This is a genomic window from Thermococcus sp. EP1, from assembly GCF_001317345.1.
GTDB lineage: Archaea > Methanobacteriota_B > Thermococci > Thermococcales > Thermococcaceae > Thermococcus_A.
Window position 1 is genome coordinate 42,720 of record NZ_JXCG01000001.1, and the last position, 15,627, is coordinate 58,346.

The window sequence follows — 15,627 nt, forward strand, 5'->3', positions numbered from 1 at the left end:
CCAAAAACTTCTTTCTTTTTCCAATTTTGCCATTTTTGTGGTAAATTTTAAAAACGAAGTTGAGAGCATTAAACAGGTGAGGCAACGTGAAAAAGAGGATTGGTTTTGTGATGCTTTTTATTTTAATCGTAAGCGTAATAGCTGCTGGATGTATTGGTGGCGAGACTACACCCTCAACCACGACCCAACCTACTGAGACAGAATCCCCCACAGAATCTCCTACTCAAACCACCTCCCCAACTTCTTCTCCAACACCTACTGGTCCAATAACTCTAGTTGTCCTTACGAGACATGATGTTACTATTCAAGTGATGGCAAAGAAAATGTTTCTCCAAAGCGACATAGCTAAGCAATACAACATTAAAGATGTAAAGTTCATAAAAGCTCCAGAGTCCTTATGGCCTACATATATAGAAAAAGGAGCCGACGTCGGATGGGGTGGAGGCCCAACACTCTTTGATGATCTCTTCAAGAATAATTATTTAGCTCCCATCGAGGACCAAAAGATTTTAGGGCTTGTTGGAAATCAGATCCAAGAAACACTCGCTGGAATGCCAATGATCAGGAAAGGAGACGATGGAAAAATCTACTGGATAGCCGCTGCATTGTCATCCTTTGGATTCACTGTAAACCATGATGTCCTCAAGAGGTGGAACCTCCCAGTTCCTCAAAAGTGGGAGGAAATTGCAAGTGAGACTTTTGCAATGGATCCACCCCAAATGGGAATAGCAGATCCAACAAGAAGCACTTCAAACACAAGAATTTATCAAATAATTCTCCAAGCATTTGGTTGGGACGAAGGATGGAAGATTCTTAGACTCATTGCTGCAAATTCAAAGATCTACGACGCAAGTGATGCTGTTAGAGAGGCTGTAATAGCGGGAGACATAGCCGTTGGAAACACCATTGATTTCTATGGATACACTGCAATGAAGCTCAATCCATCTTGTGAATATATTATTCCAAAAGGACAAAGCATAATAAATGGAGACCCAATAGCCCTTCTCGCAAACTCCCAAAACAAAGAAGCTGCTCAAGCATTTATTTATTGGGTTCTTACTGAAGGGCAAAAGATATGGCTTGATGAAAAAATAAACAGACTTCCAGTTAATCCAGATGTATTTAACACACCTGAGGGGCAAAAGAGACCTGATCTGAAAAGAGCATATGAAAGTGCACTTAAGACCCAAGGTATTGAGTTTGATGATAACGCGGCCTTAGCCACTGTAACTTCAATGCAACTTTACTTCAAAGCAACCCTCGTAGATGCAAACCAAGAGCTTCACAGAGCCTGGGTGGCTCTTGTAAAAGCTTACAAAGAAGGAAAAATAAGCGAAGAGAAATACAATGAACTCAAGGCAAGACTTTTAGAGCCCATAGAGTTCAAAGATCCCGATACAGGGCAAATGGTAACTCTAACTGAGGAATATGCAGAAAAGATAAATGACAGACTTGCAAAAGACTCATCCTTTAGGGACACTCTAATGCAAGAGTGGAGAGAGGCCGCAAGACAAAAATACCAAAGCGTTCTTTCGGAGGTGCAAGGATGAAAGTGAATAAATGGACTGAAAGATTTTTTGGGACTCCATTGTTTGAGCCCCTTGTTGCCTTTTCCTATATTTTTCCATTGCTTTATCTGATGATCTTTTTAATAGTCCCTGTACTTTCTATGCTGTTAATTGCATTCACTTATGATGGAAATATCTCACTTCATTGGTTTAAGAGCATATTAATGGATTCCTATTATCTTCAGGTCCCTCCACATGGGGATTTTGCTCAAAAATTAACAACTTCAACTGGTGAGAGTTTGTATTTAATCAGGGGTGTAGATTTTGGTGTTGTTCTTAACTCCCTTGTTGTTGCCGGTTTAGTGACTCTCTTTACTGCGATTTTAGGGACAGTTTTTGCCTTTGTAATGGCAAGATATAATTTTAAAGGGAAAAATCTCTTTAGAATCGCCCTCTTTATCCCGCTCCTAGTAACTCCCTTTGTAAACGCTTATGTTATAAAACAAATGTTCAGTGAATTCGGGTTGATAAATTACATCTTCCATGAAATTCTTCATGTACTTCCCTTTAGAATCAAAATAGATGGCCTAGCAGGAGTTGTTTTAGCCCAATCAATGGCGTATTACCCAATAGTTTATTTAAATGCATATGCGAGCTTTATTAATATCGATCCTACTCTAGAAGAACAAGCTGAGAACCTTGGAAGCAAGGGGTTCCGACTTTTCAGAACTGTCACCTTCCCCCTGGCTCTTCCTGGAATTGCTGCAGGTGCTACTTTGGTATTCATATTCAGTCTTGAGGATTTAGCAGCTCCCATCGTATTCCACGGTGATCCACTGGCTAAAAAGTTAATGTCATACCAGATATTCAGTAAATTTATATATGGTCTAGGAGAGAGAAGCCCAGAAATAGCAGCCCTATCAATAATAATGCTCATTTTAGCAGTGATAGCCTTCCTCGGAATTAGAAAATATGTAAGTTTAAGACAATATGCAATGCTGAGCAAGGGTGGAAGATGGAAACCAAGAATAAGTAAACCAAAACCATGGCAAGCTCTCTTAATCTACCTAGTCCTCCTCCCAGCGTTACTGCTTACAATCTTCCCCCAAATAGGTGTCATAATGCTCGCTTTCTCTGAGAGGTGGACCACAACAGTCCTTCCCCAAGGATTTACTATCGATTACATAAAGGAGATGCTCCTGAACCCAGATGTGAGAAGATTCATTGTAAACAGCCTAAGTTATTCTGGAGCAGCTGTTGTCCTTATAATCCTCCTCTCAATAACCTCCTCCTATGCAACAAGCAGGTTCAAGGGGATCTTAAGTCCGATATTAGAAAGCATAGTGATACTCCCAATTGCGGTTCCTGGAATAGTCGTGGCAATGGGGTACTTTTACTTCTTCTCAGCAGTGACACCAGAGAACTCACCCCTAAATCCAACATCCCTCTATGGATTTAATCCTGCCCTCGTCCTGATACTAGCTTACTCTATACGAAGACTTCCCTTTGCTGCCAGATCAGTTTACGCTGGGTTACAGCAAGTACATATGTCCCTCGAAGAGTCCTCAATAAACCTCGGAGCCTCAAGATGGAAGACTGTTACAGGAATATTGATGCCATTAATTTCGTTAAATGTCTTTGGTGGAGCAATGCTTAGCTTTGTTTACTCTATGAGCGAAACAAGCGTGGGAATAACCCTAGGTTCAATCAACATGGATCAAGCCCCAATAACAGCATTCATGAAAGAAGTCTTAATGTCAGCTGCAGGTAGTATCAACATAGCAGCGGCATTAGGTGTATTATTGATAGTTGTGCAGATCACGGCAATCGTTGTTGTGAACATTATCACAAAGCAAAGATATTCATTTATTGGATTAACATGAGGTGAGAAAATGGTCGAGGTTAAACTTGAGAACATAGTAAAAACATTTGGTGAAACCGTTGCACTAAAGGGTATTGATCTCCATATAAAACACGGAGAGTTATTTACTCTCCTCGGACCAAGCGGTTGTGGAAAATCAACCACCTTGAGAATAATAGCAGGTTTAGATTTTCCTGACAGTGGACAATTACATTTTGATGACGAGGATGTCACCTACAAAAGTTCAAGTGAAAGAGGTGCCGTTTTGGTCTTCCAAAACTACGCCTTGTGGCCCCATATGACAGTATATGACAACGTGGCATATGGACTCAAGGTAAAAAAGCTTCCCAAACAAGAAATCGAAAAAAAGGTAAAATGGGCGCTTGAACTGGTTAAGCTCCAAGGTTATGAAGATAGATATCCAACCCAGCTGAGTGGAGGCCAACAACAAAGAGTAGCAATAGCAAGGGCTCTCGTAGTTGAACCTAAGCTTCTACTCTTAGATGAGCCTCTCTCAAACTTGGATGCAAAGCTTAGACTTGAAATGAGGTCTGAAATAAGGAGAATCCAAAGAGAACTCGGAATCACAGTTATCTACGTTACCCATGATCAAGAAGAGGCTATGGCAATAAGTGATAGAATCGCAGTAATGAATATAGGTCAAATAGAGCAAGTAGGAACTCCAAAAGAGATATATGAACAGCCTAAAACAGAATTTGTTGCTTCTTTCATGGGTAAGACCAACGTAATCCCAGCGGAAGTCGTGGAAAGAGATGGGGACAAAGTAACAGTAGAGTTTGAAGGATTCAGGCTCGATGGCCTAACTTATACCGGAGAGAACGATAAAGTTGTGGTGGTCATAAGACCTGAACGTATCAGCCTACACCCCATCGAAAACGCTGTTTCAATAACTGGAAAAGTAGATCTAATAGAGTACTATGGCTTTTTCATCGAGGTCGTTGGACTATTTGGAGAGAGGAGAATAATAGCTAGGACAATAAATGATAGGGACGTTATAGGTCTGAGACCCCAAGGAGATGTCACCTTCTACATAGAGAGAGAAGACATCCTTGTACTTCCTAAGACTCTCTAGTTTTTCTCCTTTTATTGGAGGTCTTAGAATGGAAATGTTTGAAGAAGGCAAAGTGTATGAACTTCTTTTAGTCACAAAATCCAATGTAACCCCAGTGGGTGTTGTTAAAAAAGGAAACAAGTTCCATTTTAAACTATTTGAAGGAAAAAGTGCCAAAGATATAAGAGAACACCCTTATGGCGTACTCCATATAACTTGGGATGTGGATATATTAGTAAGAACTGCTCTTAACTTACCCTGTGAATTAGAATGGGAGGATTCCAAAACAATTCCTTTAAAGAAAATAAAGAACTTGCCCAACATAGAAGGAAAAATAGAATTCCAAGAAGACTTGATAAAAGACAGTCTTGGAGAAGCTCGAATCCTGAGATGTTCACTAATCCCTTCAAGAATCGAGGTGTTCCCAGTTTCCAATCCCCCTCTTAGTAGAGCAGATTTTTACCTTCTTGAGATGGCAATAAACCTAACTAGACTGTATGTGGCAACAAGAAAACTAAACGTGAAGGAAGCTCAAAATATATATTCAAAGATATGGGTTGAATATAGAACCTACAAACGACTTGGAGGCAAAAATAAACTTGCAGAAAAGATTATGGGGTTTGCTACGGCAGCTTTAAGATGGAATCCTTGAAGTATTTCAAACAACAATTTTTTAATGTTTGAGATCGCTATTATTTTGGTGGTGCTATGAGAAGAATAGTTGCTTTTTTGTTAGTTCTTTTAACTCTGTCTTTAATTAATGTAAACCAAGTAAGTGCAGAAGCCCTCCCGGGAGACGTGTTGAAGTATCCAATGCCCGGAGCCCCTGTGGTGGCACTTCCAGGAGAGGTCGTGGAGATACAACCACAAGATGGAGTAGACATAACCTCTCTCTCAATAGTCTCTGTGTTGAATGGTCCATATGAGCTAGAGATCATTGAGAAAGGTGCTACATTAAAGGTAAAAGTTCCAGAGAACGTTGTTCCAGATGTGTATTTCCTTCAAATTAAATCAAACAAAGGAGAAGTAACAATTCCAGGTGCAGTTTGGATTCTCAAAGAGTATCCTAAAGTTCTTAGAATAGCACATGTTAGTGACACACACGTTACAAGTGGTACTAAGTTTGGTTATGTTTGTGGAGAATACTTCCAGAGAGACATGAAAAGAATCAAAGAACTATGCGATGGAGGTATAATAGTCCCGTTACACAGCTATGTTGCAACAGATAGTGCTTACACATACTGGGCCATGGATGATAGAGTTGATGTTACAATAAACACGGGTGATGTGGTAGATACTGCCGGAGATGGCAAAGGATACAAGTTACTGCTTGATATAATCTCCCATGCAACCGCAGCCGGAAGGCCTACAATAATTGTCAAAGGAAATCATGATGATCCACCTAATTATTATCCCAGACTTATAGGGCCTACGGACTACTACATTGTTATTGGAAAGTTTATCATCATAGCCCTCGACTCTCATGGAGATGAAGCTCATCCCTACATGAACCAGCTAGAATGGATGGAAAAAGTGCTTGAAGACCATCCCGATAAAATCCCAATAGTAATTGTCCACCACCCATATTGGTATTCTGCCCCACAAGGATGGATCGGGGGTAGAATTGAGGGTGTTTCAGCATTCGATGACGAAGATTGGCAAGAAATGATACAATATGGTAGCTATTATTGGTTTGGAAGAAATCAAGAGTATCTTGACATAGCAAGGCGTTTCCTCCAAGATGTCGAGAAGTACAACATTAAACTTATTATGAGTGGCCATATTCACCATGACAAACTTCACATTTACGTGGACAAGAACGGTAATGAGCACTGGTTTGTAACGTCAACAACTACAGGAGCCCCAGATAAAGAAACCAACCCACCTAGGCCTGACAGGAGCCCAACATGGTATGGATCAAAAATCATAGAGATAGATGAAAATGGAAACGTTAGACTTCCTGAAATTGAAGAAATGTTTGGAAATCTCTTCAACGACTTTATCTCATTACCCGTTCCACAAGAGTTTATTACATTCAAATGGACATCAGAGTTTGGAAGCGCTGTAAAATTCGTGAACTTACTAGGAGAAGAAAGTGGAAAATTTGCCATTGAAATCCCAGATGGAGCCCAAGTTGACACAAGTGTAACAAACGTCACATACAAGCTTCTTGGAGAGAGAAAAATAGGAGATAAAACATATGAACTCTTTGAAATCACTGTACCCAAAGGAATATCCCAACTCGTTATAAGCAAAGGAAAAGACACAGAGAAGCCCCAAATAGATATCCCATACCTTACTCCGTCCAAACCCACAAAAGGAAAACCATTTAAAGTTTATATCAGCGTAAAAGACAACTTAGGAGTCAAGGATATTTATGTAGAAATTGAAGCAAATGGGGTTGTTACGAAATATCCAGCAGTTCAAACCAGTGGAGGACAAGCAGAGTACTTTATGGCTGAGATTCCAGGAATTGATGCAGATGGATATATAATAAGGGCTGTAGCAATAGACTTCTACGGGAACAAGGCCACCATAGAAAAAATCATGGGAGAAATAGAGACAAGTACAACTTCAACTCCCACTCAAACTACACCCTCCGAAACAACCACGTCCTCATCAACCACGCCAACAACTAGTTCTCCAACAGAAACTACTTCTTCATCATCTCCCACAACGACAGAAGCGGGTGGGGTATGTGGCCCTGCAGCAATTGTAGGTCTCGCCCTATTGCCATTACTTGCTGCTAAAAGGAAAAAATGATATTTCCTTTTTTAATTCTTCTTTTTCTCATATAGAAGAGTTTTTAAACCTACCCATCCTCCCCTCTCTAGGTGATGCCCTTTGAAATTTAAAGGGAAAGCTTTTGGAAATCTAGTTAGAATCGAATTTGATATACTAAACCTCAGCGAGCTTAGGATTGAGGATTTGAAGGATTTTGACATAGAGAGTTTAAAAATCGAGCTTAGACCAACCTCTTCTGGCATAAAGCTTATTGGAATATGGGAAGGCGAGATTGAAAACGCTGGTGAGGGGATGAAAAAAGCCCTAGAAGAGAGCTATAAGTTGAGAGACCGCTTGTTGAATAGGATGAAAGCAAAAATTGAGAGAATGAGAAGTGTTATGAAGAAACTTGGATTTAATGAAGAGGTCTTAGGATACGGAAATATGATAAAGTTCACAAAAAAAGTTGGAGGTTATGAAATAGCAGTTATGGCATCCTCGAAGGACGACGTTATTAGAGTGGAAGTCTATGGAAACGACAAAAAGGTCATTGGACCTGAAATAGAAAACTTCTTTGAAGATGTAGACATTGAAGAGCTCGAAGTCTATGGACTAGATGAAGAAGGACAAGAAGAAAGGCTTGTAATAAATTTGGAGTTACCAGAGGAAGATGTACCAGAAACAAAAATAGTAGAAGCTATAAAACTCATCGAAAGCCTCTTAATGACCTAATCACTTGTACTTTGCATCCAGCTGGAGTTTCTTTATTTTTGCCTTCAACCCTTTCCTTGGTACCATGTCCTCTTTTAAGATTTTACCCGTACGAAGATCAATTTTTGCATAATAAAACCCATTATCTCCAGAAAGCTTTATAATTGCATCCCCTCTTTCTTTGTGAACTATTATTGTTTCTGTTTTCAGATTTTTCTCAGCAAACTTCTCTGAAACATGAGCCTGATAAGTTTCTTCAATTATAAATTCTGTTAGGAAAATATCACTCTTTAAGACTCTCCCTGAAACTCGTTCTATGAGAATCTCTCCCACCCGTTCTTTACCCGCAAATTTGACCTTCCAGTTTTCATCAAGCTCTAACTCTTTAATATCTGCAGTAATTCCTTTTTCCTCTAAGAACTCCTCCGCTATTTTCTTCACAACGTCTTCTTTCAAGTATTTATCGACTTCTGTTAGTAGTTTCCCATCTTTACTAAGAGAGAGTTTTAACAGAAGTTTGTCATTTTCGAGTTCTATCCTATAGCTATCTTTTAATTCTTCTATTTTCTTTATTCGCCAGTCAGGGTACTTTTTCAAGATTATTTTTTCAGCTTTTTCAGGAGTAATTTCCACAAAGTAATCCATTATATCTCCTGTCTTTCCATCAACCTTTACCAAAACTTTTCCATCCTCACTTTTAAGGAGTAGTTCTAGGTTCTTATGATCATGAACCTTAAAATCACTAAGTTCTAGGTTTTTTATATCAAAATTGGCTTCAATAAGATCTTTCGCTATTTTCGCAAGATTATACGGATGGACAAGCTTTTCTTTGATCACATAATCTCCCGTTTCCAAGTTAAATTCCAAAACCACAATACCTTCAGGTGCTAGTACATCAATAATTGCTTTATCCTCTTTTTCAGTAAAGGAAATAACTTTTCCTCCTGGATATTTCTTTGAAACTTCAGAGAGAATTGCATCTCTCTTTATCTTCGATTTTCTCTTTAAAACCCTCCCACTATATATATGAACAGCTGCACCAAAAAGGAACCTGCTAACTTGACCATTTATTATAGCCACATTCTCTTTTGGTTCAAATGAAATCTCCCTAAGTTCTTCCCCAAGTAAATTCATGCACTCCTCCTTAGCAATTTCAATTAACTTCTCCTTTGGAAGAGGTTCTATTTTAACTCTGGCCTCTTTGCTTTTGAGATCAACCTCCCCCTTTGCGGAATTTATTCCAACTTGCAATTCTAGTAATACTCTTTTAGGAATATACACTTTCTTCCGAGAATGCAAGATAATACTACTTTGAGAGACTTTCAGATCCTCTGCAAGTCTGGACTTAACTAGTAAAACCGCCTCATTTGGAGTTAATGGCTCAATGATCCTTATCTCTGTTGCCTTAATAGCAGATCCACTCTCTAAAAGGGCCTTAGACACTTTTTTATCTAATTCCTCATCCTTGCTCACAAAGGGCAATATTTCCTCCTTAGAAAATATCACAGCCTTATCTTTTGTATCTTCCACCAGAGCTGACCAAGAGAAGATATAAGCCGTTGAAGCTTCTAAAATCAAGGTTTTTAGAATGATGTCTTCCTTCTTTATTTTATACTTTTTCTCGAGTAATGAGGATATTTGCTCAAAAACTTTATCTGGAGAGAAAGAGTACAAAAGTGGAGTATCTAGTCGTATTACCTTTAGAACACCTTTTCGCTTCTCTTCCAATTTTTCCTCTTCTTTTTTTCTCTTGATTTTTTCGAGTAAGTCTTCACTCACTGGCACTTCTTTGTCGTTTAAATCTTCAACAAGCTTTTCGCCATCCCATATAATTATCCTTCCTTTGTACTCCTTTCCAACTAAGAGTTTAGCATCTTTAGTATACCCATTTATTGAGACGAAAATCCCCTTATCTGCCTTTGCTCTCCCTATGGCTTCATTAAAGTGCTCAATATCTTGAGAAGATGTTAGAGCTCCTGATTTTACTTTTATTACATATTTTTCAAATCCCGCGATAGGATCGTCCCTAAGAGCGAGAATATCTATTCCCCACTCTTCTGGGCTATCCACCATCTCTACATTCCTAAACCCCATCAATTCGAGCAGATTTACCAGAGTTTTGATAAGCGTTTCCCGAGAGGCCTCTTGTAAGATCTCTAAATTCCACTTCATAATATCACATCCAATTAACTCGCATACCTAAAATAATAGAGTAATTATAATATAAATCCCTTTTGCCATTTTCCAACCTCTCATGTTTTCATCTAAAATTAAAGAACCAAATACCTCATACATCACCACTATAAGTGTTTAAAATAACCTTTTTAACTCCCCAAAATTTACAAGAATCAGGTGAGAGCATGTTTAGACTACCAGAGTTCAATTACCACAATAAGGTCGTTTTTCTCAGGGCAGATCTCAACTCACCTGTAAAAGATGGAAAAATTATTAGTGACGCGAGATTTAGGGCTGTGCTACCCACTATACGCTACCTCTTAGAGCATAAAGCAAAAATAGTAATAGGAACACATCAAAGCAAGCCTTATGAAGATGATTATTTGACCACAGAAGAGCATGCTGAAATTTTGAGTTCTCTTTTAGGGGTGGATGTGGGATATGTGGAAGACATTTTCGGAAAATGTGCGAGAAATGCTATAAACTCTCTAAAGCCAAGTGGGATTTTAATGCTTGAGAATCTCAGATTTGCAGCGGAGGAGACCAAACAACGACCATTAGAAGAATGTGAAAAGACGTATTTTGTTAAAAAATTATCTCCCTTAGTTGACTATGTTGTAACTGAAGCATTTGCTGCTGCTCATCGATCTCAACCTTCGCTAGTTGGTTTTGCAAAGATAAAACCTATGATACCTGGTTTTTTAATGGAGAAAGAGATAAAAGCCCTAACAAAAGCCTACGAAAGCGAAGAAGTGCCTAAAGTGTACGTACTTGGTGGAGCTAAAGTTGAAGATTCATTAAATGTTGCAGAAAATGCTTTAAAAAATGGAAAGGCAGACTTGATTTTAACTGGAGGTTTGGTGGGACACATCTTCACCCTCGCTAAAGGCTTTGACCTGGGAGATGCAAACATAAGTCTCTTGGAGCGGAAAGGACTAATAAACCTCGTAGATCGAGCTGAAAAAATTTTAAATGAGTTTTATCCCTACATCCGAACTCCTGTAGATTTTGCAGTAGAATACAAAGGAGAGAGAGTTGAGATAGATCTTTTAAGTGACAAGAAATGGGTATTCGATGAAAGACCCATTATGGATATTGGAAGCAGAACAATAGAAAAATACAGTGAAATCTTAAGAGAAGCCGCCATAATAGTAGCTAATGGTCCAATGGGAGTATTTGAGATTGAGGAATTTGCCAAAGGCACTATTGAGGTCTTTAAAGCAATAGGAAAAAGCAACGCATTTTCTATAGTGGGCGGTGGGCACAGTATAGCCAGTATATATCAATATAATATAAAAGGAATTTCTCACATAAGCACAGGTGGGGGAGCAATGCTGACGTTCTTTGCGGGAAAGACTCTCCCGGTTTTAGAAGCTCTTAGAATAAGTTATGAGAAATTTAAAAATAAAAAAGATTTCAATCAATAGTCGCCTTTTCAAACTCTAACATTGCGAAACTGAGGAATACCAACGCAAGTAATCCCAAAACTATCCAATCAGTCGTTATAGAGAATCTCGTGACATTAGATCCTACCAGATAATAGCGGGCCCCATCAACCGCATAAGTTAGTGGATTTATATATGCCAAAGCTTTCATCCAGCCAGGCATAGTCTCTATGGGGTATATTGCACCACTAAGGAAAGTGAGTGGCATCATGAGAACCATCATTATCATCTGAAATCCTTCCAGACTCTCCATTTTAAGCGCTAGGGTTGTTCCAAAGCCCGAGAATGCTATTGCTAAAAGGAATCCCATCACAAGAGCAGGCAAAACCCCAGAAAGTTTAAGATTTTCTGCTAAAAGAAACGTTAAGAGTAGTATTATGAGGCCCTGAACTGTCGTAAGGAGAGAATCTCCAGTTAGTCTCCCAACAATAGCCTCCTTTCTTGATGCTGGTGCTACCAAAATTTCCTTAAGAAAGCCAAACTGCTTATCCCATATAACACTAACCCCACTTACAAAACTCTGATTAAATATAGTCATGGCAAATATACCTGGAGCCAGGAAAGTTAAGTAATCCACACCCCCAAATATCGTCCTAGCCATAGGATTGTCGAAAACCTTGCTCCAACCAAGACCGAAGAAAATCAACCATATAAGAGGGTTGATTATCATCCCCATAACTCTGGATCTCGCTCTAAAGAAACGCTTCGCCTGCCTGTAAATCATAGTAGTGAACGCTCTCATTTTATCACCTCCTCAGTCTCATACGAGCTATCATTTTGAGTGTACTTTCCCCACGTTCCTCCCTTATCTCTCTCCCTGTCAAGTGCAAGAAAACATCATTGAGTGTAGGCCTGTGATAAGTAACCTCTAATATTTTGACTCCTTCTTTTTGAGCAAGGAGAAAGAGTTTTGGAAGGGCTTCTGCAGCATTTTCAACCTCTAAATGGACTCTATTATCACTAAGGAGCTTGCAACCTTTAATGAAATCAGATTTGAGACACTTGAGTCTTTCTGGAGCCTCAAGTTTGAGAGATATTACATCATTGCCCACCAGCTTCTTCAGCCCTTCCGCTGTTCCCTCCGCAATTATTTTTCCATGATCAATTATCGCGATTCTATCAGCAAGTTGCTCGGCCTCATCCATATAATGTGTTGTCAAGAAAATAGTCATGTTATGCTCTTCTTTCATTGCTTTAATGTACCCCCATATATGAGTCCTCGTCTGAGGGTCAAGGCCTATTGTAGGTTCATCCAAGAAGAGAATTTCGGGTTCATGAAGAAGTGAACGTGCTATTTCAAGTCTTCTCTGCATACCACCACTAAATGTCTTTACAGGTTTATCCCTGAAATCCCAAAGCTCTACAAATCTTAGAAGCCTTTCTATTTTTTCTTTTAGTTCATTTCCATCCAGCCCATAAATTCTTCCATGAATGTACATGTTCTCATATGCCGTCAGCTCCCTATCCAAGCTAGGATCCTGAAAAACTATTCCTATCTTTTTTCTTACTTCTATTGGTTCCTTAACGACATCATGACCAGCCACAATAGCTTTTCCTGAAGTTAACCTAAGAAGTGTCGTAAGCACATGAACAGTAGTGGTTTTACCTGCTCCATTAGGGCCTAAAAATGCAAATATCTCTCCTCTCTTTACTTTAAAAGAGATCCCTCTAACGGCCTCAAAATTACCATACCTTTTAACTAAGTTTTCAACTTCAATTGCATACATGCTATTTCCCCCCCAAAATTATTAACCTAATTCTTCTCGTGAACTCCATGATCTCGTTTGAAAGTGCCATTTTTTGCTCTCTGGTGAGCGATGGGAGAACCCTTAGAACTTCTTTAATTACCTCTTTGAGTTCATTTCCTCCAAGACTTCTAAATTCCTTAAAGGATTCTATCATCCTGATAACTTCAAAGAGTTCATCTTTATGCTCATCGAGATATTCTATTCCTTTATCTGTTATTTGATAGAGTTTCTTCTCTCTTTTACCTTCCCCAGCCGCTTCAATCAGGCCATTCCTTTTTAAACTTGATAAAATAGGATATATAGCCCCCGCACTTGGACTTGGGATCCCATATCTATTTTCAAGCTCGGACATTATCCCATATCCATGTTGTGGCTTTTCCTTTAGCAGATAAAGGATAAGGAGCTTAAGATGACCTTTATATTTTGGTCTTTCCATATGCCTCACCAGATATATCAAAAGATATATCGATTATAAAGTTTGTGGTTCAAAACCCTTATTATAATTTAGTGAGAATATTGAGTGGGTGGAAATTCATGAAAGTTGTATTAAAGCCGCTTTTTGATGCTCCTTTAACACCTGATTTTATAGAGGTCATAAGAGCAAAACTTATAGGAAAAGAAATTAAAGAAGGAGATACTGTAGAGATAGAACTTTTGGGAAAGGCCCTTCAATTTAAGGTAATGTACAGTGAACCAAAACTCATAAAGGTAAACAAAAACACGAAAATAGAGCTTACTGAGGAGGAAATATTTAGCCTAACGTTGGATTTTGAAAAAGAGATTAGAGACGTGCTTCTCTTTGAAAAAAGAATCGTGATACTTCTTGAAAATGAAGTTCTGATTTTAAACCAAAAAGGACACAAGATTTTTAACCAACGGTTCGACAATCTCAAAGAGGCCAAGATCTTAGGTGAAATTATAGCGGTGATTCATGATGGGGGCAAAAAACTCACACTCATTCACCTTTGAAGAAAGTTGGAATGAGAAGAAGAGAAGAGCTCATGAAATCGTAAAACGATTGATGAACCATCACCAAAGGGAAAAACTTCTAATTGGAGACCCTTATAAAACTCTTATTCATTGTATAATCTCTCAAAGAATGAGAGATGAAGTCACGTATAAAGTGTGGAAAATGTTATTTGAAAAATACAAAAACATTAGAACCATTGCTAAAATATCCCCTGAGGAAATGCAAGACTTCTTGCGAAAAAATGGAGTAGGGCTTTGGAAAGCCAAGGGAGAGTGGATAGTTAAAAGTTCCCAGATAATCCTAGAGAAATATGGAGGTAAAGTTCCTGATAAAATTGAGGAACTTATGAAGCTCCCTGGAATTGGAAGAAAATGTGCAAACATCGTTCTGGCATATGGATTTGGACAACAGACGATCCCTGTTGACACTCATGTGAATAGAATAAGCAAACGTCTAGGCCTCGCACCTCCAAAAATCGCACCTGAGAAGGTCGAAGAATATTTAAAGGAATTAATCCCTGAGAGGCTATGGATATACGTAAACCATGCGATGGTAGACCATGGAAAAAGTATTTGTAGGCCCATAAAACCCAAATGCAGTGAATGCTTTTTACAAGATCTTTGTCCATACAATAAGGGACTCATAAAAAAAGAAGATATAAAATAGGCCAAAAAAGGTTTATATATTCTAAAATCTCAGTATTTTTGGTGTCACAAATGAGATATGAAATTATTCAAAGACCAAGCTTTAGCTTGGTCGAAATAGAACTTGAAGATGGGGAGGCCATAAAAGCCGAGCCCGGTGCAATGGTCCACATGAGCCCGAGTATAAAAATAGAAACAAAAACTGGAGGCATCTTTAAGGCCTTAAAGCGCTCAATGCTAGGAGGAGAGAGTATATTCATAAACACTTTTAGGGCAGAAGGAGAAAAAGGCACTATAGGCCTTGCCCCACCATATATGGGCGATATTGAGGCACTAGAGCTTAGAGGAACAATGTATGCTCAAAGTGGGGCATTTTTAGCAAGTTCCGAAACCATAGAAATAGACACTAAGTTTGGTGGTGCAAAGACATTCTTCTCAAGAGAAGGTCTGTTCCTATTAAAACTAAGCGGAGAAGGCCCAGTATTTCTGTCCAGTTTTGGAGCAATCTACAAGAAAGAACTTCGAAACGAGAGTTTTATTATAGACACTGGGCATTTAGTTGCATTTACAGAAGGGCTTGACTTTAGAGTAAGAAGAGTTGGAGGAATTAAGAGCACAATTTTTGGTGGAGAAGGTCTTGTTGCTGAATTCTATGGTACTGGTACTTTGTACATACAAACAAGGAGCATAGACAGCTTTTTAGATTGGTTGATACCATTTTTGCCAAGAGCTAGAGAGTGATATCTTTTTATACCCTCTTCTTTATGAT

At 38.8% G+C, this 15,627-nt stretch carries 14 protein-coding genes; 10 read left to right on the top strand and 4 right to left on the bottom strand.

What is annotated here, in order from left to right:
• Positions 1–86: 86 nt before the first annotated feature.
• The 6 genes from EP1X_RS00215 to EP1X_RS00240 all read left to right on the top strand — a co-directional run bounded on the left by EP1X_RS00215 (position 87) and on the right by EP1X_RS00240 (position 7,897).
• Entirely contained in the window at positions 87–1,550 is a 1,464-nt protein-coding gene (locus EP1X_RS00215) for an ABC transporter substrate-binding protein (RefSeq protein WP_055280738.1), read from the top strand.
• Positions 1,547–3,391, top strand: coding sequence for an iron ABC transporter permease (locus tag EP1X_RS00220; RefSeq protein ID WP_055280740.1), 1,845 nt, complete (start codon positions 1,547–1,549; stop codon positions 3,389–3,391). Before EP1X_RS00215 ends, EP1X_RS00220 begins: the two co-directional genes overlap by 4 nt.
• A 9-nt stretch (positions 3,392–3,400) precedes the next feature.
• Positions 3,401–4,462: an ABC transporter ATP-binding protein gene (locus EP1X_RS00225; RefSeq protein ID WP_055280742.1), complete on the top strand. Its 1,062-nt coding sequence runs from the start codon at positions 3,401–3,403 to the stop codon at positions 4,460–4,462.
• A gap of 28 nt (positions 4,463–4,490) precedes the next feature.
• On the top strand, positions 4,491–5,093 hold the full coding sequence (locus EP1X_RS00230; RefSeq protein ID WP_055280744.1) for a DUF447 domain-containing protein: 603 nt from the start codon (positions 4,491–4,493) through the stop codon (positions 5,091–5,093).
• Positions 5,094–5,149: 56 nt separating this feature from the next.
• Positions 5,150–7,204 (top strand): metallophosphoesterase, encoded by a 2,055-nt coding sequence (locus EP1X_RS00235; RefSeq protein ID WP_055280745.1) that lies wholly within the window; start codon positions 5,150–5,152, stop codon positions 7,202–7,204.
• Positions 7,205–7,285: 81 nt separating this feature from the next.
• On the top strand, positions 7,286–7,897 hold the full coding sequence (locus EP1X_RS00240) for a hypothetical protein (protein WP_055280746.1): 612 nt from the start codon (positions 7,286–7,288) through the stop codon (positions 7,895–7,897).
• Here the strand turns inward: EP1X_RS00240 and EP1X_RS00245 are convergent, their stop codons facing one another.
• Positions 7,898–10,048, bottom strand: coding sequence for a restriction endonuclease (locus EP1X_RS00245; protein ID WP_055280747.1), 2,151 nt, complete (start codon positions 10,046–10,048; stop codon positions 7,898–7,900).
• Positions 10,049–10,236: 188 nt separating this feature from the next.
• Here EP1X_RS00245 and EP1X_RS00250 point away from each other — a divergent pair, with 188 nt between their 5' ends.
• Positions 10,237–11,478 (top strand): phosphoglycerate kinase, encoded by a 1,242-nt coding sequence (locus EP1X_RS00250; RefSeq protein ID WP_055280748.1) that lies wholly within the window; start codon positions 10,237–10,239, stop codon positions 11,476–11,478.
• Here the strand turns inward: EP1X_RS00250 and EP1X_RS00255 are convergent.
• The 3 genes from EP1X_RS00255 to EP1X_RS00265 are packed head-to-tail and all read right to left on the bottom strand — an operon-like array spanning position 11,468 to position 13,680.
• Positions 11,468–12,238 carry an ABC transporter permease gene (locus tag EP1X_RS00255; protein WP_055280749.1) on the bottom strand — a complete coding sequence of 257 codons (771 nt, stop codon included), beginning with the start codon at positions 12,236–12,238 and terminating at the stop codon, positions 11,468–11,470. The two genes, EP1X_RS00250 and EP1X_RS00255, sit on opposite strands and share 11 nt — an antisense overlap.
• Positions 12,239–12,242: 4 nt before the next feature.
• A complete protein-coding gene (locus EP1X_RS00260; RefSeq protein ID WP_055280750.1) occupies positions 12,243–13,223 on the bottom strand; it encodes an ATP-binding cassette domain-containing protein in 981 nt (326 codons plus the stop codon).
• A gap of 1 nt (position 13,224) precedes the next feature.
• Positions 13,225–13,680 (bottom strand): PadR family transcriptional regulator, encoded by a 456-nt coding sequence (locus tag EP1X_RS00265; RefSeq protein ID WP_055280751.1) that lies wholly within the window; start codon positions 13,678–13,680, stop codon positions 13,225–13,227.
• 98 nt (positions 13,681–13,778) lie between these two features.
• Between EP1X_RS00265 and EP1X_RS00270 the strand changes: the two genes are divergently transcribed.
• Genes EP1X_RS00270 through EP1X_RS00280 form a run of 3 tightly spaced genes read left to right on the top strand, consistent with a single transcriptional unit; the run spans position 13,779 to position 15,599 of the window.
• Complete coding sequence (locus EP1X_RS00270; protein ID WP_055280752.1) at positions 13,779–14,213, top strand: ATPase; 435 nt, start codon at positions 13,779–13,781, stop codon at positions 14,211–14,213.
• On the top strand, positions 14,176–14,880 hold the full coding sequence (nth, locus tag EP1X_RS00275) for an endonuclease III (RefSeq protein WP_055280753.1): 705 nt from the start codon (positions 14,176–14,178) through the stop codon (positions 14,878–14,880). The genes EP1X_RS00270 and nth overlap by 38 nt, the downstream gene beginning before the upstream one ends.
• 50 nt (positions 14,881–14,930) lie before the next feature.
• Positions 14,931–15,599 (top strand): TIGR00266 family protein, encoded by a 669-nt coding sequence (locus EP1X_RS00280; RefSeq protein ID WP_055280754.1) that lies wholly within the window; start codon positions 14,931–14,933, stop codon positions 15,597–15,599.
• The last annotated feature ends 28 nt before the right edge of the window (positions 15,600–15,627 follow it).